Below are 19734 nucleotides of genomic sequence, written 5' to 3'. Positions count from 1 at the left end.
ATGGCCGTTGCTGCCAATAAGCGCCCTGTAATGACTCTTTTCTCTGGTGCAAATTGCATGTATAGCCATCAAGTACGCATTGTACTGGCTGAGAAAGGAGTAAGTGTTGATATTCACCTAGCAGAAAAGGATAACCTGCCAGAGGCTCTTCATGAGATTAACCCCTATGGTACGGTGCCAACTTTAATTGACCGTGAATTAGGTTTGTACCAAGCGGATATCATCATGGAGTATCTTGATGAGCGCTTCCCACATCCACCTTTAATGCCTGTCTACCCCGTTATGCGTGGTCGCAGCCGTCTAATGATGCATCGCATTGATACGGACTGGTATAGCCTTGCAGCTAAAATCACGGCCGGTGGAGCTGAAGAAGCACAAGCACGTAAAGAACTAACCGAAGCATTACTAGCGGTAGCGCCTATTTTCAATGAAGCGCCTTACTTCATGAGTGAAGAATTTAGTTTAGTAGACTGTTACTTAGCCCCATTACTATGGCGCTTGCCGCAATTAGGCATTGAGCTCTCTGGTGCTGGAGCAAAAGAGCTTAAGGACTACATGTTACGTTTATTTGAGCGTGATTCATTCCAAGCTTCATTAACTGAAGCGGAACGTGAGATACGAGCATAATGACACCAAATCGCCCATATTTACTGAGAGCCTTTTTTGATTGGATTGTTGACAACGAGTGTACACCTCACTTGGTAGTTAACGCTGAGTATCCAGCTGTTCAAGTGCCTACACAGTTTGTACAAGATGGGCAGATTGTCTTGAATATCAGCCCTACTGCGGTAACGCAGTTTGCTATGGACAACCACCAATTGAGCTTTAATGCGCGGTTTGGGGGCCAACCTATGCAAGTTTATGTTCCAATCGCTGCTGTGTTAGCGATTTACGCACGTGAAAATGGCGAAGGTACGGTGTTTACGCAGGAAGATTTTCCTGAGGAAGAAGTACAGGCACCAGAACCAGTTGAAAGCGAGACTGAGAGTGTTAAAAGTGATACCTCAAAAAAGAAAGGATCGCACTTAAGAGTTATCAAGTAACTTTGAGAACAGTCATAAAAAAGCCTGCGCTAGCGCAGGTTTTTTATTGCACAAATTTGCCCACTATAACTATAAATATTCAAATGCTTTTACAACTCGCGTTACGCCATTAATATTTCGAGCTATTTCTACAGCGCGATCAGCTTCTTCTTGTTTAACTAAGCCCATAAGAAACACCTCGCTATTTTCAGTGACAACTTTGATATTGTTACCACTGACGTCTTCAGCAGCTAATAGTTTAGTTTTTACTTTTGAAGTTAACCAGACATCGTGTGTTTGAGTCGTCACTCCGATATTGCTGCTAATGCGTAGCTGGTTGTGTACCTGACGTATCGCAGGAATATCTTTGAGTGCATTTTGTGCTTGATGCTTCATTTCCGTGTTGGCAACTTGGCCAACCATCAGCACGACGCCATTAACACTAATTAAGCTGATATTAGCGTGTTCTTTTAGGCGCTCAATATTGCGAATGGCTAACATGCCTTTGATTTCGATATTATTGTCATCAATTTGAGAGCCAATTGTACGCCTGTCGTTAGCCGCTGATATTGCTCCAGCAGTCCCTGCCACAACGGCAGCTGCACAACCTTGTAACAATGAAACGACTAACAGTATGGCAATGGGCTTAAACTGCATTATTGCTCTCCTTGAGGAAATAAGGTGTTATCGATTAACTGGCTTAGGCAGTGAGTAATAAATAGGTGAGACTCAACAATGCGACTAGGGCGTTTGCTTGGTACACGGATCTCTACATCACTAGGCCCTAGTAGGCCTGTTAATTCACCGCCATCATCACCAACCAATGCTATGACTTTCATATCCTTTGTTAGTGCAGCTTCGGTAGCACTAACAACGTCTTTTTCGTTGCCGTTAACAGCGATGACAAGTAGCAGGTCACCTTGTTGTGCAAATGCTCTTACTTGACGAGCAAATCGGTCGCTATCTTCTGTATTAGCTGGTGCACCGAGTTGCACACTAGACTGAGTTAAGGCAACAGCTGGTAAGCAAGGGCGCTCAGTTTCGTAAAAATTAACCAGTAAGCCAGCCATATGCTCAGCAAGCATATGGCAACTATCAACGCCACAGCACAGTAACTTATTACCGTTTATTAAGCCTTGTACTATGGTCAGAGCGGCCGACTCGAGTGCGTCGGGTAGCACTTCACCCGCTGCAATTTGTGCTTGAATACTTTCTGTAAAAATACTCTTGATAGATTCTTGCATATTAAAAAACGCTCTTAATCCATTGTATATTAGGAGGATCTTTGCCCTCAATTGCGATAAAGTCTACGCGTAATGGTACATTATGCAACTTTTGTTCGGTTAGATAGTGATAAATACTACGTTTTAATCTTTGCTGTTTGGTATAGCTCAAAGCGGCCAGCGCCCCCCCAAACTGCTTTGATTGCCGATACTTAACTTCGATAAATACCCAGCAATCAGCCTCTTTCATCACCAAGTCTATCTCGCCAAAAGGGCAGTAATAATTGCGAGTAATATAACAAAGCCCCTGTTTCTTCAGAAAACTTTCTGCTAGGAGTTCGTAATGATTGCCTTTGTCTCGCGTGTTTTTGAATAGTCCTTTAAACATGAGGCCTCCGCCTTAGTAGAGAACCAGTTCCTTTGTTGATGACGTTTGTTTCATAAACAATGGAGTTGGTGGTGTTTCATTTAAGTTCACCACTTGGATTTGGTTCTTTTTGTATTGTGCCCAGCGCAACTTTCTGTGTAATGTATTGTCTCTTTTAATGCTGAGTTGCCCAGTTAACCCTTTGAACTCTTTACCTGGAATGCGGGCCAGTTGTTTGATCTCTGGGATCAACCTCAGTGCATCATAGGCCATAGCGAACAGGCGTTGCTCGATGTCTGCTTGTTCCGGCCATAAGGCAATATACTGCTCTCGTAAACTCTTTGGCTGCACAACCTCGGGTAACATCCAAGGCTGCTCGGTAAAGTATAAGCCTTCCAAGTCGCCTTTATCAGTACTGTCGATGCGCCGGCTGTAACTACGAGAAGTTGCGTAAAGTGGGATACGCTGCGCAAAAGTACTGACATTGACATCCAAATAAGGCTTCAACAATCGAGTTTCTATTGCATCGCCAAGAATGTAAACCACATCAATATCACCTCGAGATCGAGTTTCGCTTTCCACATCCTGTTTGAACAGCGATTTAATGGTTTTTATTCTCTGTTTTGATTTATCGACTTCAAGTAAGTCAGCCACAACATTGGCCATATTTTTACTATCTGTGTAAAAGCCAACTTCTGGTTCTGCTTCGCTATATTTTTGCCACTGTTGCTCAAAGTGGCTGATCAATCGGTGACCAGAATTATTGTCAGGAGCCAATAGCATAGGCTTTTGATACTCTTTGGCTAAAAAGTGCACTAACGCTTGTTCCACCTCATGTTCGGGATTTAAAGCAAAGAAGTAGTGCTCTGGGTGCATATTTGGTTGACTAGGCGTGTTGAGAAAAATGGTTGGTAGATTGGCTAATATCGGAGAGCTGGCAAGCCTATCGATGTTATTTTTCAGTAGTGGTCCTATGACGAAATCTGCCTGATTTAACATTAATGTTTGTTCAATTGCTTCATTGCTTTGCATCTCATCAATAAAAAATACTTCTTCCACATCGAAGCTATCAAGTGCAGCTAAAAAGCCATTTTTCAATGCACGACCAAAACGCTCACTGTTACCTGATTGTGGTAACAATATAGCCAATTTTTGTACTCTGTATGGTATCAGACTTACCGAGTTCGCTACTTCTTCTGGTAACAGGTAGCTCGCTGGGTGATTAGTAAACCTGCGTTGCCAGTTGTTGAGCGCTTGGTGCAATTGCACACCTGAACCTAAGTACACTTGTTGGTATTTTGCCAGTTTGACCCAACCTTGCTGCAAAGCAGTACCTGTGTCGATGCGTTCCAACGCGTAAGATGACAGTTGTTGTAATGCCTGCCAAATTGAACTATTTAAGTTAGCGACTTTTAGATCATGTTTAGCTGCAATGTCTGCGGCGCTAAAGAAGTAGTTTAGAGCTTGATTGGGTAACCCTTCAGACGCATAGATATCACCCTTAAGATACTGGTGCCACGCCTGATGCTCGGGTAAACTGAGTTGTTCTTCCAAGGTATTCAAAATTGCTAGAGCAGCACTGGCTAGGCCCCTTTCTTTACGTGCTAGCGCAATATAAAGTTTATTTTGTACGTGATCGACACTGGCTTTACTTTCTAATGCAAAACAAATTTCTTCTAAGACTTGCCAGCTTCTGTGTTCAATGGCGAGATCTCGCGCTAAGTAGAGCAATTGAATTCTGTCAGCACCCTGTTTAGTCATGGCTTTTTGATACAGAACATTCGCATCAGACGTATCTGCAATGACCTCTGTTTGCTGACTTTTTGGCTTAGCGTCTGCTTTCGGTATTTTTTCGGTTGTACTGCAGGCGGATAACCCCGACAATATAGCGATTACAAGACTAATTATTTTCAGTCGCACAACAACGCCCTAATTGATTTATTCTCTGATGGCTATCTTACTGACTGAATCTGGAGAGCTCAATGATTAAAGCACCGAACTCAGATAAAATAGGCACCCTTTACATCGTAGCAACGCCAATAGGCAACCTGGCCGATATTAGCGAACGCGCAATCACCACTTTATCTAGCGTGGACTTAATCGCAGCTGAAGATACTCGACACACGGGAAAATTACTGAGTCATTTTAATATTAAGGCAAAAACCTTTGCCTTGCATGACCATAATGAAAAACAAAAGGCTCAGCAGATTGTTGATTGGCTCAATGAAGGACTCGACATTGCACTGGTGTCTGATGCGGGTACTCCTTTGATCAGTGATCCAGGCTATGCGGTGGTTAACTTGTGTCGTGAGCAAGGCGCACATGTGACACCGGTGCCGGGAGCATGTGCAGCTATTACTGCATTATGTTGTTCGGGTTTACCAACGGATCGTTTTCAATTTATTGGCTTTACCCCAGCAAAAAGTCAGGCGCGTCAGCAGTTTTTTCTAGACGCATATGAAAGTGGTATCACCAGTATTATGTATGAAAGCACACACCGAATCATGGCAAGCCTAGATGATTTGCAAACCGCTTTGGGCGCTGAGCAGCAGGTGGTGTTTGCAAAAGAACTAACCAAAACCTACGAGACTTTTTTCAGTGGTGGTGTTGCTGAGCTCATCTCATTTTTAACTGAAGAACCCGAAAAACAACGCGGTGAGCTTGTACTTATGCTGCCCGGCAAGCCAAAACAACAAGAAGAAATTCCAGCGGATGCTCAGCGTATGTTGGCACTGTTAGAGCCTGAAATGCCCCTAAAGAAAGCCTGTGGTGTGGTAGCCGAGTATTTTGGATTGAAAAAGAACGCTTTGTATAAAGCGTGGATCCAACAGTAAAATTAGTATTTTTCAATGTATTGGCCTTTATAAAAACGGCCAATACATTAATAAACTTTATTCCTTGTCACACATGTGAGGACTCACCAAACACCAGCCATAGGTACTATTATCACCTGCGTACAGCAAAGGAGAAGAGGTAGCTGCAAGCGCAATGATGGTGTAAGCAAATAGTCTGAACAGAGTAGCCTTGATAGTTGTCATTGTAATATCCTTTTTGAACATTGTTTCGCTATCAATACTTAAAGGAGCGCCTCAACAACATAACTCAACACAAATTTTTTCGTAATTTTTATCTGATTTTGCCATTCTTCATGTTGTATTACACTGCCACCTTTCACTATTAAGTTTTTGTTTTTATTGCTTATATAAAATTTGGTTGCGCTTTTATTGTACGGAATAGAAAGTGCTCTATGAAAGGCGTCATTACTTAAATCGAGCTGATGAAAAGTAACGGATGCTAAATCATGTTCTGTCCACAACACTATATTGTCATCAAATGTAATTTGAGAGTTGGCCTCTAATTGTGCTTGTTTATTGAGTGCACGAGGTGCTCCCCCAACTGGTTGTATATATAGCGCGCCATCGTCAGCAACAAGCAGCAACTTACCCTCTGATTCAAAAACATATCTGAATCCATTGAGTCGGTGTTGCACTTTGTTACCGTCCCAGTAGTAAACATGCCAAGAGGAATTAGATCGAGCGGTAAAGTATAAAGACTGACCGTCATCTAGCAAAGAAATGCTCTGTGGTTGAACATTGCCAAGGGGCACAGAAAAAACATCTCCCGAAGCGTAGTTCACAACTTTTACCTTGCCTTGTTCAATGAAAGCCAACGATTGTGCATTGCGAGCATGACTGATGTGTGTAATTGGCTGGGCTGTTTTATAGATAGTACTCGTATCCTTGGGGTGGGCATTGCTAAAGGAGATAATTGCTGAGCTGTCATCACGTTTTGACAGGCCAATATATTTGTTATCGCCAACTTCGCTGATGAGTAAGTTAATATCTTCTGAAAAGTGATAGTAGCTCTTGGTATTTTCGCTATCTAGAGGTAACGGTATTTCGTAAAAGAACGACTCTTTTTGCGCCATTTTTGAGGTGTGGATGCGCTGATTGTGTTTATCAATACTGAGCATATGAACAACTTGCTGCGCTATCATTGAGCTTGAACCATTGGCGATTGAAAAGCTCTGTAACCCTTGCTCACTGGCTAGAATAACCTGCTCATCATCTAACCAGTCTAAATCAAATACGTTGCTTTTGATAAGCTTGTGCGAAACTTTGCCAAGTCCCTTGGTGCTATATACTTCAAGGGCGGTGGTTTTTTGCAACGTGTTGTAGCTAAGTAGTGAAATATACTCGTTATTTGGGGCTATTGAACCTGCAAAAAAGTGAATAAAAGTCTCCAGGTTTTTTATTACTGGTTGGTAAATGTTTGTATTCGCATCGTAATGGTACAAGTTAAATGAATGCGCCTCATCATCACTGGCGATAAAGTAGAGTTGACCATCATCTTCGGGCGTAAATATGTCGGCGATGAAGGTAAACTTATCGACTATGGTGGCTGTCTCGCCTGTACGTGTGTCTATGGCAATTACCTGTGAGTCGCCTTTTTTGACATTGGAAACATACAAAATATCTCCCGAGCCAGAAAATGCCATTGCATCAGGCCAAGTTATATCCTTCAACACAGCTTCGTCTGTGCCTCTATGTTTGTCTCGTAGCATAATGGAGAATGTTGTTTCCCCTGGTAACTTTGTGGCATAGGCGTACTGATTGTCACGGGAATAAGCAAACGCGATATGCTGAGTACCAATTCTGCTGGTGTTTTGTTGTTGCTCAGTGAGGGTCAGTTGGTTGCTGATTGGTATAAAAGCGATGAGTGTCGTAATGAGAGTGAGTATTGCGCAGGCTTGAAGAAGTTTATACCAGTTGTGCCGCGCTTTTGGTTCGCTCCAATGGTGACATTCATTGGGCAGAAGCTCCTTGCTTGGGCACTGTTTTGCTTGGCAAAAATGGACATCACAAATCAGTTTATAGCCTCTTTTTGATATCAGTTGTATATATTTAGGCTGCTTGGGATCATCATCAAATGCGGCTCTGAGTTTACTGATACATCGCCTGACAGCAGCGTCACTGACCATTACTCCATCCCAAACCTGATCGTGCAGCTCATTAATGCCTACAAACCTATCTTTATTCACATATAGGTATTCGAGCACTGCAAAAACCTTGGGCTCAATATCAATGAATCGTCCATCAATACATATTTTATGTTCTTCTCTTAAAACTATTATTTTTTTCATCATTGTTATTCTAGTAAGTGTTTAGAAAATAAAAGCATTTAAATCAAATAAGTACGCTTTAGTTTGAGAAAAATTTGGAAATATTCATTCAGCTTTTGATTCTAAGGGATTTAGATTTCAAAGAGCAACATAAAAAGCACGTAATTTTAACTTTTGTTAAGAGGTGACAATGGAGAAGTTTGCGGCATTAAAGAAAATAGCTTCTTTGCCTATAAAAGCGCAACTGAAGGAGGTTGATGTTTCAGTCAAACTTGTTAGTCATGGATGTGACAATTGCCCTGTTGATAGCTGTTCGACAGCTAAATCTCAACCTACACAGCAGATGAAGTTACCTTAGAAAATAACGCGACGTCTTTTAAATGTTGATGGTGTTTAACCACCCGGCACCAGCGACATAAAAAACATCATGGGTGGATAGTAAAGGAATAAAAGCAATGTCAGTAAATAAACTAAAAGAAATTGCACAAAAGCAAAACCTTAAAGCATCAAACCAAGCTTTAAAAATCATGCGTACAGAAGGTTGTTCAAGCTGTTGTAGCTTTAGCGACGGTGGCAACTCACAGCAAATTAAGTAATAGAGGGAATAAGCAATGAGCACTCAAAAACTGAAAATGTTGTCTCAACTTAAGCAAGTTCGTGTAAGCACTGATGCATTAAGCATCATGCGTACAGAAGGTTGCTCTAGCTGTTGCAGTATGAGCAGCGGTGGCAACTCACAGCAAGTTAAGTAATACCGATTCAGGCAGGAGGCAAATGTCACCTACCTGTATTGTGTATCACTTCTTGGGCTAATTACACTGCGTGTTTGCTGATAATAGCAGCATCACTTTCCAAAGGTGGGAGAGCGCTTAGCCGCACCATCTGAGCCTTAAGCAGCACTGTGGACCTCGAGTGTATCGGTGCTGTTGTCTTACCTTAATACTACTGGGCCGTCACTCAATAGTATTGGATACAAATTTGCGGCGTGTATTACATAACTATAAAAAAGGGGTCTGCAATGGTTCCATTGCTAAAACAGGATATTCAGTTAATTCCAAATCAAGATGAGGGAGTAGTTTCTTTAGCGCGGCAGTTACCTGATGGGTCTAGTGCAACGTTCAGGGTTCATCCAATCCAAGCATTCATTATGGCGTTATTTAACGGCCAGAACGATGAGCACAAAGTGGCCGAGATCCTCTCTGACGTCATGAATATTGAAAAGCTAGCTGCTACGGAAGTAGTCGCCAAGCTACTCAACCGATTTTCCTTATTCTTTACTAAAGTCACACGTTCAGAAACGCCATTGTTAGATATAGAGTTGGAAGCTCTTTTGTTTGAGGGTGATGAATCACTCATTTTGAGTGGTCGTGAAGATGCGCCAAGTGCCATGATATGGGTGGTGACGGAGGATTGTAATCGAAAGTGTAAATATTGCTATAAAGATGCCAAGTATGTCGCTGATGGATATGCAACAGATATTGCATTTCCGTATGAGCGGGTCATTAAAACGATTGATGAAGCTGCTCTGATAGGCGTTAACCGCCTGATCTTCACTGGTGGCGAGCCACTTATGCGTCATGATTTACCGGAGATAATAGGTCACACCATCGAGCAAGACATTGTGCCTATCGTGATCACCAAAATGCGAGTGGAAGGGCAGTTGATGACGCGTTTACTCAAAGCTGGCTTGGAAGAGTTGCACGTTAGTCTTGACTCCATAGACGCCAATGAAGTGCTTGAGTTAGTAGGCGTTGAGGGCGCACTTGAAGATATGTTAGTGACCATTAAAGAATGCTGTGAAAAAGGAATTAAGGTCATACTTCGCCCGGTGATGACTGCTATCAACGTTGATAACCTCGGGGCTCTTATCGAGCATACTTATGCCATGGGTGTGAGGGAGTTTGTGATCGATGTATACGGCAAAACATGTGGCCGACACGAGCCTCGCTTTTTGTTATCAAATGAGCGTGAAGCACAATTAAAAGAGGAAGTCAGAGCGCTTCAAGCCGCTTATCCAAAAGCGCAAATGAGTTTTAACTTTGATATGCGAGATGCCACAGAAGTGAAAGGTTGCATGGAAGGGTTAAAGGGGATTACGGTGCAGCCCAATGGAGTATGCGTCAAGTGTGAACATATTCCCGCCGGTCCGCACAATACTTTTGGTGATCTCAATGAGAGCGGTTTATTAGAGATCTGGATCAGTGAAAAAACCAAAGAAATCGTGGTCCCTAGTCGTAAGTTCTTTAAGGGAACATCATGTTATAAATGTGATTTATTCAGAGATTGTAATTATGTAAGAGGTCGATGCACTATTTCGGCCAAAGGTAAATTTGGCACCATTCATGCGCCTGACGTTTACTGTCCGCTCGGTGAGTTTCACGCGAGCCGTGATATTGATGTCAAGATAGTCACGGCATAGGAGCGGATGATGAAAAGATTTGGCAAACTTGCTCAGTTACGCTCTGAAAATGAGCACTATCTTCTCGACTATTATCCACTAGAAGGACAGTCACAAGCGCCATCAATAATGCTTCACCCATTGGTTGTTTACATCCTCATTAGTTTAGATAAACAACAGCCTTTGGCTGATATCGTTGCTGATATTCAAACCCAGTTTGGGGTTGCTTTTGCGGATGCGCAGGAAATTACTGATGATGTTGATGTAGTGTTTGAATCTCATTTTAGTGATGATTTAACCGCCAAAGGGATTGCAGTAGATATCGCTCAATTACAGAGGCAGTTGTGCACCCTTGCGCGTACTGAAAAAATGACAACGCGCTCCACCGTGTTTAAAGGAAATCGTTCACCTTTCCCATTGTCTTTGCAATGGTTGGTGACGGGTAATTGTAATCGCAAGTGTGTGTATTGTTATCAAGGAGCGCCTTTGAGCAGCAAAACGGAAGATTCAACCGTTGATATTAACGTGTTGAAAAGGTTGATCCGTGAAACGGCTCAGTTGGGCGGTAAAGAAATCATGCTGACAGGCGGAGAACCACTACTTAGAGAGGATATTTATGAGGTAATGATCTATGCGCTTGAACATGGCTTGACACCTGACTTCATCTCTAAGCAATTTGTCAGCGCTGAGAATGCACAAAAATTAGCACAGGCCGGACTAAAAGATGCTTATTTGAGCATAGATAGCTTAGAAAAAGACTCCGCTACTGCATTAACGGGGATTGGTGGCTTCGCCAAGAAAATATCTCAAACAGTGGCACATTTTGTACAGGCAGGTATTCGAGTACATGCCAAATCACTACTGACCTCGCTTAACGCTGATACCTATCGTCAGACGCTGGAACAGCTAGAGCATTTAGGCGCTTATTCGATTGTTATCGATACTTACTCAGACAACTTACAAAGGCATGATGATGCGCTACATGCATCGGATGAGCAGCAGCGCGAGGTCCGCCAAGTGGTCGATGAATTCATCTCAACAAAGCCGCGGTTACAGGTCGTGTTTCGCAATGAGCAAAAAGCGAAAAGTATGGATTACAGTATAGATGGATTTGTCTGTCATAACGGTCGCACACAACTTCTGTTTTACCCAAATGGTGATATTTCACGCTGTGATAAGAAGCTGCCTGGGGGCGACATGATAGTGGGAAGCGTACTCAATCAAAGTGTCTATGAAGCTTGGACCAGCAAAGCACTGCTTGAATCACTGGACCCGCCAAGAGAAAAGTACAAAGGCACGCCTTGTTTTACATGCGATAGCTTTGACACCTGCAATATTCGCGGTCGTTGTTATTACGGTGCCTACATGTCAACTGGCACATTGTATGGTCCTCAGGAAGGGGCGTGTAAGTATATGGTGGGGGTGAAAAGTGTTTGTTAATCAATATATAAGATTGAAAGAAAAGTCACGGTTAGTAAAAGAGTCTAATCGCGTCATTCTATTTATCGTTGTTAGCGGTGAAAAGTACGCTTCTATGTTTCCGGTTCATGGTTTGGTTTTGTCACTGTGCAATGGTCGAAATAGTACGACAGAGATCAGCGAAGCACTCGTTGAAATCTACGAGATGGAATTGCTCAAGGCGCAGCAGTTGATCAGTGAGCTTCTTGTTCAAGTTGCGGATTTTATCGAGTGTCAAAGTGAACCGTTTGCGCATTCAACAGGGCGTTATGATCCAGCTGATTTTATTTATGAGCCTGAAAATAAACCCTGGAATAACAAGTTAGAAGTACCTAACACCGTAGTGTGGATGACCACTAATCGCTGTCCTGCGGATTGTGTTTACTGTGTGATCCCTACTTTAAAAGCAAATGAAATCGCCCCTTATGAACTGAGTACTGAACAGGCGTTTAAGTTTCTAGAGGAATGTGTGTCATTGGGTGTGAAGTACATCAATTTGCACGGTGGTGACCCGTTTTTACGCAAAGACATGATCGATATTATTGAGTACTTACTCAGCAATGATGTTTTTGTCGATGTGTCGACCAAAATGCCTTTGCGTGAGAGTCTGATTGAACGACTTGCCAAAGCTGGACTTGATACGCTGCAAGTCAGTATTGATAGCCATATCCCTCATCTTGCCGACGCGATAGTTAGGGTGAACAACTGGCTACCCAAAATTAATCAAACGATAGAGTTGTGCCAAAAGTACGATTTGAAGGTACGAGCCAATATTGTTGTTACAGCAAAAAATATCGATGGTATAACCAATTTATTACTGCATTTGATTGAAGATAAAGGCATTAAAGATATTGGCATGTCTAGCTATCTGCGTTCAGAGCACAAGCATGATGATAGTTTACTGATCTCGCACGAACAACGAGAGGCTCTAGTAGGTGCCGTCAATGAGATTGCAGCACAATATCCTGATGTCGAAATTGGTAACATCCCTTTGCACAGTGAAAGAGATATATCCTTGTCTATCCCTGGCTTTGGCGCATGTTCAGGAGGAAAGACTGCCTTGGTGATAGGCTCGGATGGCGAATGTGCAACCTGTGATCGCACCATGCCATATGAGCAAGCCAGAATAGGTAACGTGAAAGAATCCACCATCAAAGATATTTGGAATGGAGACGCGCTGACTTACCTCCTCAACCCTCCCCAAGAAGAGTATCAGGGGACGCCTTGTTATGACTGTGGTCACTTTGACGCGTGCAACGTACGTCAGCGTTGCTATTACCGGGCTCAACTCATTAATGGTCGACTGTACGCACCGGATTACTTGTGCGCAAAGTTACCGGAACCACCTATCGAAATGTTTTGAGGTGCCATATGGAAATCTTACAAGCTAACAGTGTTAACAAGGTATTCTTTCGACCCGCATCGTCCGAGGCGCGCACTATTTCGGGCAAAATTAAAGGATGGCTTTCACCTCCCAAGCAGCAATTTAAGGTCATTGACGATGTGAGTTTGTCGGTGGAAAAAGGCGAATTTGTTGGCCTTTTGGGCACCAATGGCTCCGGCAAGACCACACTGTTAAAGTTGCTTACAGGCATACTACAAGCTGATTCGGGACAGTTAAAAGTGTTGGGCCATCACCCTGTAAAAGAGCGCAAAGCGTATACGCAAAAAATCGGGGCCGTGTTTGGGCAAAAGAGTTTGTTGTGGTGGAATGTGGCTATCATTGAGTCTTTTCACTTATATGCCTCTATTTACAAACTAAGCCGCACAGAGGCTAACCAACGCATTGATGAGCTGAGCAGCTTATTGGGCCTTGAATCACTATTAACATCACCACCCAAAAAACTGTCGTTAGGGCAAAGAATGAAAGCGGAAGTGGCAGCGTCTTTGTTGCATCGCCCCGAGCTTATTTTTTTGGATGAACCGACCATTGCGCTGGATCCGGTGTCTCGGCTTAATTTAATGAACTTCCTGTTGCAGTTAAATCGAGAGCATGGCACCACCATTATCATGACCTCTCATAACATGGCGGATGTTCATCATTACTGCCAGCGCAGCGTTATCATGAATGCGGGTCGTGTCATTTATGATGGCAGAACTACTGAATTGTTATCCTACGAACATTTCAAAATTCTAGAGATAAAAACGCTCAGTGCACTTGATGAGCAATTGCTTGCGGGGTTCGAGTATGAACTGGTGGAAGATAATTACTATCGTATAAAAACCTCTAATGAACAGGCTAAGGAAACACTATCGAGATTAGCGTTTCAACCACAAGTTGCGGATGTGAGCATTTCACCGCCCAGCTTGGATCACGCTATTCATCACTTTATGACGTCTGTGAGAGAGTAAGCTATGGATATTAAAGTGTTCTTTAGATATCTACAGATGTCTTTTAAGGATCTGTCGGTGTTTCGTAGCGACTTTGTGATCAGCATATTACATATACTGATCTACCAAGGGATCTTTATTATTTTCTGGGATGCTTTGCTTGGTCAACTTAACACCAACCTGGGAGTTTGGGATAAGGGCAGCCTAGCTTTGCTTATTTTAGTTGGGTTGGTTTTTTCATCGGTCCGTATGTTGTTTTTTGGCTTTACAACTATGAGTGAAAAAGTCATTAACGGTGATTTGGACAAATACTTATGTCGTCCCATTTCACCGCTTATGGCATTACTAGCAGAAGATACCAAAATCTGGGCAGCGGGACATTCATTGCTCACCTGTAGCATTTTGTTTGTGCTACTTAATGAAGTGTATAGCTTTGAATTTGAAGCCAGTAACTTTGTGTTGTTTGTGTTTTCGATTGTTGCTGGTAGTTTGACGCTAGTGCTGATGGAAGGGTGTATTGCGCTCAGTGCATTCTGGTTTGGCAATATAGATAAACTGTTTTATTTGATAAATAGTTTCTCTGACTTTCAGCGCTACCCCATCACTTTATTTCCCAAGCTGTTACAGCATTTCTTGATTTACGTTCTACCCATTGGGTTGGTGTCATCGGTGCCGGTGATGATTTTGATGGGAAGTTATGGCAACAGTGGTGTTTTGCTGTTGGCTCAACTGGGTTTGTTAGGCGGTTGGCTGCTTTTATTTTGCTGGCTATGGCGCTGTGCATTACGTCGATACGATTCGCTGGGAGGATAAAATGAGCATTATTAATCTGATCAGAATAGAGCTTAAAGAAGTCACGCATTTTAGAATGAATTTGTATGCATGGCTGTTATCACACCCTCTGCAATTGTTGATCATCTATTTGCTGTGGCGAGGGATTTTCCAGTTTACAGACGCTGTAGCTGGGCTTGGTTTTCAAGATGTGGTGATGTATTACTTTTTGGTGCACTTTATTAATGCATTTCTCTCAAGTGCTTATTCAGTCAACTATCAGGTATGGAGCGACATCAACGAAGGTGGATTAGATAAATACCTGTGTCGACCATTTGATTACTTAACCGTGATTAGTACAAAAAACCTCGCAAGGCCGTGTGTCGATGCACTGTTTGCCACACCGGTATTAGCTGTGGCTGTGTGGTATTCACAGGCTCAGTATGGCGTCAGTAGCTGGCTGCAATTTTTTATCGCCACTGTAGTGTCTTTGCTAATCCTCATCGAAATTCAAAAAGTGATTGGACTTTTATCGCTGTGGCTTGAAAAGGTGTTTGGGCTAAGAGACATCCTTTTTAGCATCATGATGTTACTTTCCGGACAGCTTTTACCGCTGAGTATTTTGCCTGGCTGGTTGGGAAGTATCGCGTCTTATTCACCCTTTGCGGCGTTATTTCATGCGCCTATCTCTCAAATTATCGACACCGGTGGGGTAACAGGCCTCGCGGCAATGCAATTGCAGCTTTTCTGGCTGGTCGTGTTTGCTCTATTGGGCAAAGGGTTATGGGTCATTGGCAGACCAAAGTATCAGTCTTTGGGTGGCTAACTTCAGGAAATTTATAATGCAATCAATTATTAAAGCACATGCACTAAGCAAGTATTACGATGTGGGAAGCATTCGCACAGAAGTGTTTAAATCATTGTCTTTTTCCGTCAATGAGGGAGAGTTTGTATCTATTGTTGGCCCCTCTGGGGCGGGGAAAACCACTTTGCTCAACACCATAGGGCTACTTGAGCGCTTTCAAAGCGGTAGTTTGGAGTTAGCAGGTAAAGACGTAAGTAAATTGAACGATGCGAAGCTATCTGCAATACGTAATCGCTATCTGGGTTTTATTTTCCAAGATTTTAACTTGCTACCAGAGTTGGATGTGTTGAGTAATGTGATGTTGCCGCTTGAAATTTCAGGTGTAAAAACACAGCACGCAAAAGACCGGGCACAGTACCAATTGCAAAGAATGGGATTGCAAGGAAGAGTGCACCATAAACCTTATTTGCTTTCAGGTGGACAACAGCAACGTGTTGCGATTGCACGAGCACTGGTTGGTGAGCCAAAAATGATCCTAGCGGACGAGCCTACAGGTAACTTAAACTCTCAAATGGCCATTGAGATCATGCAGTTATTGCAGGAAATTAATCGCCAAGGCACAACCATTTTAATGGTGACTCATGATGAACACCTGTCTAACTTGGCATCGAGAAAAATATGCTTGTCTGATGGCCAGATTCAAGAGGCCCAGCCACAGGAGCTAGCCTCATGCGGTTAAGCACTTTAGTTTCTAATCTAACATCGCAGTCATTAGTGAGTGTGCTGGTGGTGTTGCTAATCGCAACGGGCCTTGGCGCCTTTGGCACCACTTACAGCGTATATCATATTATGTCGAGTAACCCCATGTCTGACGGTCAACACAATACACGTTATGTGATTATTGATGATTGGAGTCCGGACAAAGACTTACAATGGCTCCCTCCGTTACTTAGCTATCAAGATGGTACGGCATTGCTAGAGTTATTGGGGGAAGGTAAGGGGGCGCTTACTTACGACTCTAAGCTTGTGGCTCAGCAGCCTGATTCTTCCTATGTTTATGAACTGACAACAAGGGCCACAACGCCTGACTTTTTCAGCATTTTCCGAGCTCAATTTAAGTATGGTGCCCCATGGAGTATGGCTGAGGATATCAATCGAACAGCGGTTGTGGTGTTGTCTCATCATGCTAATAAAGTACTATTTGACTCAAAAGATAGTGTTGGACAGTTGGTGTATTTAGACAGTAAAGCTTACACCGTGGTGGGGGTACTTAAGGATTTTGAAATGACACCCAAGGTGTACGATTTACATGTGGACCCCTATGCTGCAACGGAAGATCTATACATACCTTTTTATACTGCAATTGAGAATGACGTGTTGCCTCATGGTCGCCTACTTGGCTGGAGAGATGAGCCAATTAGCGGCTTTCGAGATGTACTGACAACCTCAATGATTTGGCTGCAATTGTGGACTCAATTTGACTCAACACAAAGCATGGCCGCATTCCGTTCTGCCTTGGCAGGATATACTGAACAGCAATTTTTAAAAGGCAGAATGCTACGTGGGCGTGATCAGTTTGAGTTGCTCACTCCAGCTCAATGGTTGCAGAGAAATCAGGTCGTTAATAGTGATAGTAAGCTGCTGTTGATATTAGCTGTGGTGTTTTTAGTGATTTGCTTGGTGTGTGTGGCTGCGCTGTTGTTTGCAAGTTATGCCACACGGCGTCGCTCTTTGAATGTGTATCGAGCGCTTGGCGCATCAAAGCAATATGTATCTCGCTTGCTGTTTGCCGAGCTGAGCTTATTGGCATTAAGTGGTTGCTCATTGGGGCTGTTGCTAACGGCGCTAGGCTTAAGTTACATGGAAAAGCTCTATGGCAGCAGTTATCAACAGGTAGCAAGTTTGGATATAACACCGATTATTATCGCCGCTGCATGCTGTTTGCTTGGAGTGGTTTTGGCAAGTGTGCTGCCGATCAGTCAATGTTGTCACAGCAAGAGCATCTATATTCGCAGGTAAGCTATGAACATAAAAACAATACTGAAATTTATTAGTTACCGAAAGCTACCTTTTGCGATGATGGGGGTCATTATTGCGTTGGCGGTGATGGTTCTAGTCAATGCGGTGGCGGTATTACTAAAAACCCATCAGGACATCGAGCAAACTCCTTATTTGGGGGCGAACACCATAGCATTATGGGTTAAGTATTTAGAAGAAGGGGTGGATTACAGTGCGCAGGCGCAAGCTGATAGAGAAGCGTTGTTATCTTTGCCTGAGATAGATACCGTCAGTTTTGCTTCGCCTACTCCTTATGGCGGCGGTGGCCCAGAGATGACATTAAAACGCGGCGATGCGCAAGACGAGCTAACCGTTAGTGTGTTTTATGCCGATGAACATTTTTTACCCGCGTTAGACATAGAATTGGTAGCAGGGCGTAACTTTACAGCCTCTGAAGTCGTGCCAGCCACGGCTGAAGAAGCTCAAGAAGCCACTTTGGCAATCATCAATCAAACACTGGCAACAGAGATTTTTGGAGATACTTCACCTTTGGGTAAAACCATACAAACCTCAAGCCAGAGTTACACTGTGATTGGCGTGTTAAAACCTTTGGTGGGCGCCAACTTTAAGTCACAACGGGGTAAGTTTACCCTTGTGTTACCGCAGCTGAAACTAGGGAAATGGACGTCAATGCTAGTTCATACAAGCCATGCACAGAACATCCAACAATTGCAGAAAAAGTTAGCAGATGTGATTTATGCTCAGGAGGTAAAGCGGCTGCTCACTCGGAACGAACCCTTGCTGGCACAACGTTCATTGGGTTTGCAAAAAGAAATGGCTTTGGGCGCAATATTAAAAGCGGTGATCATGGCATTTGTGCTGGTGGTGTTTGCCGCTGTATGGGGCGTGGTGAAGTTTAATTTTGTTGCTCGCAAAAAGTCGATGGGCATTGCCAGAGCTTTGGGACTGAGCGCTAATCAGCAAATACTAGCGGTAACATTGGAATTTTCTGCTGTGTGTCTGATAGGTGTTCTCACAGGTACACTGTTGTCAGCTTTTTTTGCAAATTGGTTAAACGAAGCCTTTGCCATTGCTAAGGTAAGTAACTCAATAGTGTTGGCAATAGGTACTGGGATGCTGCTATTGGTGAACTTGGTGGTTGTATTTCACTTAGCACAAACTCAAAAATCCACTCTCGCAGAGATAATTTATCGCGGATGACTATAGGCATATATCATGATTCAGCGTATAATCCGCGCCGAGTCAGCTGGATAATCGCTGCCTGTGACGAAAATGATCAGGGGGAGGAAAGTCCGGGCTCCACAGGGCAGGGTGCCAGCTAACGGCTGGGAGGCGAAAGCCTACGACAAGTGCAGCAGAGAGGAGACCGCCAGTTTTCGAGCTGGTAAGGGTGAAAGGGTGCGGTAAGAGCGCACCGGGCCACTGGTAACAGTTGGTCGCAAGGTAAACTCCACCCGGAGCAAGACCAAATAGGGTTCCTTATGGTGTGGCCCACATCGGAACCGGGTAGGTTGCTTGAGCCTAGGAGCGATCCTAGGCCTAGACGAATGATTATCGCTCGCAAGAGTACAGAACCCGGCTTATAGGCTGACTCAAATTCAAGCGTAAGCATTTGAACTATCAGGTGCTTACGCTTGAACCACTAATTTCATGGCACAAAAAATTAAAACTGTGCCAAATAGTGTGCCATTTGATGCAATACGTTATCTAACTTAGGTAACGAAATGAGACACATAAAACTCCCTGAAAACCTCATCTTACGTAACGAACGTTTTTATTTTCGCTATGTCTTTCCTCGTAAGTTTATCGGCTCCGATATACGAATCTCACTCAAAACTAAAAACCTCCAATGCGCACTTCAGCGATTAGATTTAATATCCCCACATGTAAATAGACTCAAAGAACTTGCTAGTTCTCGTAACGATATAGATACTAAACAACTAGTATTTAAAGCAAAAAGTATTACGGACGATATGAAGCAAGCCCTAACCTTTGAACTGATCCGGATGACTACCATTGATAATCATTAATGTCCTTGCTATTTCGCTGGAAGTAATCGTTTTATTGTAAGTTGTTACAAAAGTTTTAGTAACCGCTCGGTCTTTCAGGCGGTTTTCTAAAATTTCACATATCCCCATATGAATCCGAGTATCTGCAGTACATTGTTTTGTACAAACACAAAAATTTCCAACCATTTGAAATCATATAAAAGGTGTTT

General features: G+C 43.1%; 21 protein-coding genes and 1 other RNA gene. 16 read left to right on the top strand and 6 right to left on the bottom strand.

Annotated elements, in window-relative coordinates:
• Together sspA and BIW53_RS11600 are read left to right on the top strand one after the other, a co-directional pair.
• Positions 1-627 carry a stringent starvation protein SspA gene (gene sspA, locus BIW53_RS11605; protein ID WP_070992089.1) on the top strand — a complete coding sequence of 209 codons (627 nt, stop codon included), beginning with the start codon at positions 1-3 and terminating at the stop codon, positions 625-627.
• Entirely contained in the window at positions 627-1043 is a 417-nt protein-coding gene (locus BIW53_RS11600) for a ClpXP protease specificity-enhancing factor (RefSeq protein ID WP_070992088.1), read from the top strand. Before sspA ends, BIW53_RS11600 begins: the two co-directional genes overlap by 1 nt.
• A 69-nt stretch (positions 1044-1112) precedes the next feature.
• Here BIW53_RS11600 and dolP read toward each other — a convergent pair whose 3' ends face one another.
• From dolP to BIW53_RS11580, 4 genes are read right to left on the bottom strand one after another with little or no spacing between them, the layout of a single operon-like run.
• Positions 1113-1679, bottom strand: a complete 567-nt coding sequence (gene dolP / locus BIW53_RS11595) for a division/outer membrane stress-associated lipid-binding lipoprotein (protein WP_070992087.1) — start codon at positions 1677-1679, stop codon at positions 1113-1115.
• Entirely contained in the window at positions 1679-2266 is a 588-nt protein-coding gene (locus BIW53_RS11590) for an SIS domain-containing protein (protein ID WP_070992086.1), read from the bottom strand. The genes dolP and BIW53_RS11590 overlap by 1 nt, the downstream gene beginning before the upstream one ends.
• 1 nt (position 2267) lies before the next feature.
• Positions 2268-2633: a YraN family protein gene (locus tag BIW53_RS11585; protein ID WP_070992085.1), complete on the bottom strand. Its 366-nt coding sequence runs from the start codon at positions 2631-2633 to the stop codon at positions 2268-2270.
• A 12-nt stretch (positions 2634-2645) separates the two neighbouring features.
• Entirely contained in the window at positions 2646-4532 is a 1887-nt protein-coding gene (locus tag BIW53_RS11580; protein WP_070992084.1) for a penicillin-binding protein activator, read from the bottom strand.
• 62 nt (positions 4533-4594) lie between these two features.
• On the opposite strand from BIW53_RS11580, the gene rsmI reads away from it, so the two are divergent.
• Positions 4595-5446, top strand: a complete 852-nt coding sequence (gene rsmI / locus BIW53_RS11575; protein WP_070992083.1) for a 16S rRNA (cytidine(1402)-2'-O)-methyltransferase — start codon at positions 4595-4597, stop codon at positions 5444-5446.
• A 57-nt stretch (positions 5447-5503) separates the two neighbouring features.
• Here rsmI and BIW53_RS20920 read toward each other — a convergent pair whose 3' ends face one another.
• Together BIW53_RS20920 and BIW53_RS11570 are read right to left on the bottom strand one after the other, a co-directional pair.
• Entirely contained in the window at positions 5504-5650 is a 147-nt protein-coding gene (locus tag BIW53_RS20920; RefSeq protein WP_175442129.1) for a hypothetical protein, read from the bottom strand.
• A gap of 38 nt (positions 5651-5688) precedes the next feature.
• Positions 5689-7758: a winged helix-turn-helix domain-containing protein gene (locus BIW53_RS11570; RefSeq protein ID WP_070992082.1), complete on the bottom strand. Its 2070-nt coding sequence runs from the start codon at positions 7756-7758 to the stop codon at positions 5689-5691.
• Positions 7759-7924: 166 nt separating this feature from the next.
• Between BIW53_RS11570 and BIW53_RS20915 the strand changes: the two genes are divergently transcribed.
• From BIW53_RS20915 to rnpB, 13 genes are all read left to right on the top strand, one after another.
• Positions 7925-8092, top strand: coding sequence for a hypothetical protein (locus tag BIW53_RS20915; RefSeq protein WP_175442128.1), 168 nt, complete (start codon positions 7925-7927; stop codon positions 8090-8092).
• A gap of 97 nt (positions 8093-8189) precedes the next feature.
• Positions 8190-8330, top strand: coding sequence for a hypothetical protein (locus BIW53_RS20910; RefSeq protein WP_175442127.1), 141 nt, complete (start codon positions 8190-8192; stop codon positions 8328-8330).
• Positions 8331-8345: 15 nt separating this feature from the next.
• On the top strand, positions 8346-8486 hold the full coding sequence (locus tag BIW53_RS20905) for a hypothetical protein (RefSeq protein ID WP_175442126.1): 141 nt from the start codon (positions 8346-8348) through the stop codon (positions 8484-8486).
• 266 nt (positions 8487-8752) lie between these two features.
• Positions 8753-10153 carry a radical SAM/SPASM domain-containing protein gene (locus BIW53_RS11565; protein ID WP_070992080.1) on the top strand — a complete coding sequence of 467 codons (1401 nt, stop codon included), beginning with the start codon at positions 8753-8755 and terminating at the stop codon, positions 10151-10153.
• A 9-nt stretch (positions 10154-10162) separates the two neighbouring features.
• Positions 10163-11572, top strand: a complete 1410-nt coding sequence (locus BIW53_RS11560; protein ID WP_070992078.1) for a radical SAM/SPASM domain-containing protein — start codon at positions 10163-10165, stop codon at positions 11570-11572.
• The gene (locus BIW53_RS11555) at positions 11562-12953 is read left to right on the top strand and encodes a radical SAM/SPASM domain-containing protein (protein WP_070992077.1); all 1392 of its coding nucleotides are present in this window, start codon (positions 11562-11564) and stop codon (positions 12951-12953) included. The genes BIW53_RS11560 and BIW53_RS11555 overlap by 11 nt, the downstream gene beginning before the upstream one ends.
• 8 nt (positions 12954-12961) lie before the next feature.
• Positions 12962-13942 carry an ABC transporter ATP-binding protein gene (locus BIW53_RS11550; RefSeq protein WP_070992075.1) on the top strand — a complete coding sequence of 327 codons (981 nt, stop codon included), beginning with the start codon at positions 12962-12964 and terminating at the stop codon, positions 13940-13942.
• Positions 13943-13945: 3 nt separating this feature from the next.
• Positions 13946-14734 (top strand): ABC-2 family transporter protein, encoded by a 789-nt coding sequence (locus BIW53_RS11545; protein WP_084228140.1) that lies wholly within the window; start codon positions 13946-13948, stop codon positions 14732-14734.
• Between the two features lies 1 nt (position 14735).
• Positions 14736-15518: an ABC transporter permease gene (locus BIW53_RS11540; RefSeq protein ID WP_070992071.1), complete on the top strand. Its 783-nt coding sequence runs from the start codon at positions 14736-14738 to the stop codon at positions 15516-15518.
• A gap of 16 nt (positions 15519-15534) precedes the next feature.
• Complete coding sequence (locus BIW53_RS11535) at positions 15535-16236, top strand: ABC transporter ATP-binding protein (RefSeq protein WP_245699399.1); 702 nt, start codon at positions 15535-15537, stop codon at positions 16234-16236.
• Positions 16227-17516, top strand: a complete 1290-nt coding sequence (locus tag BIW53_RS11530; RefSeq protein WP_070992070.1) for an ABC transporter permease — start codon at positions 16227-16229, stop codon at positions 17514-17516. The genes BIW53_RS11535 and BIW53_RS11530 overlap by 10 nt, the downstream gene beginning before the upstream one ends.
• 3 nt (positions 17517-17519) lie before the next feature.
• Positions 17520-18716, top strand: coding sequence for an ABC transporter permease (locus BIW53_RS11525; protein WP_070992069.1), 1197 nt, complete (start codon positions 17520-17522; stop codon positions 18714-18716).
• Between the two features lie 38 nt (positions 18717-18754).
• Positions 18755-19115, top strand: an RNA gene (gene rnpB / locus BIW53_RS11520) — RNase P RNA component class A.
• Positions 19116-19734 lie beyond the last annotated feature (619 nt).

The organism is Pseudoalteromonas byunsanensis (assembly GCF_001854475.1).
Lineage (GTDB): Bacteria > Pseudomonadota > Gammaproteobacteria > Enterobacterales > Alteromonadaceae > Pseudoalteromonas > Pseudoalteromonas byunsanensis.
Note: the sequence above shows the minus strand (reverse complement) of the source record. Positions and strands in the feature narration are given on the sequence as shown.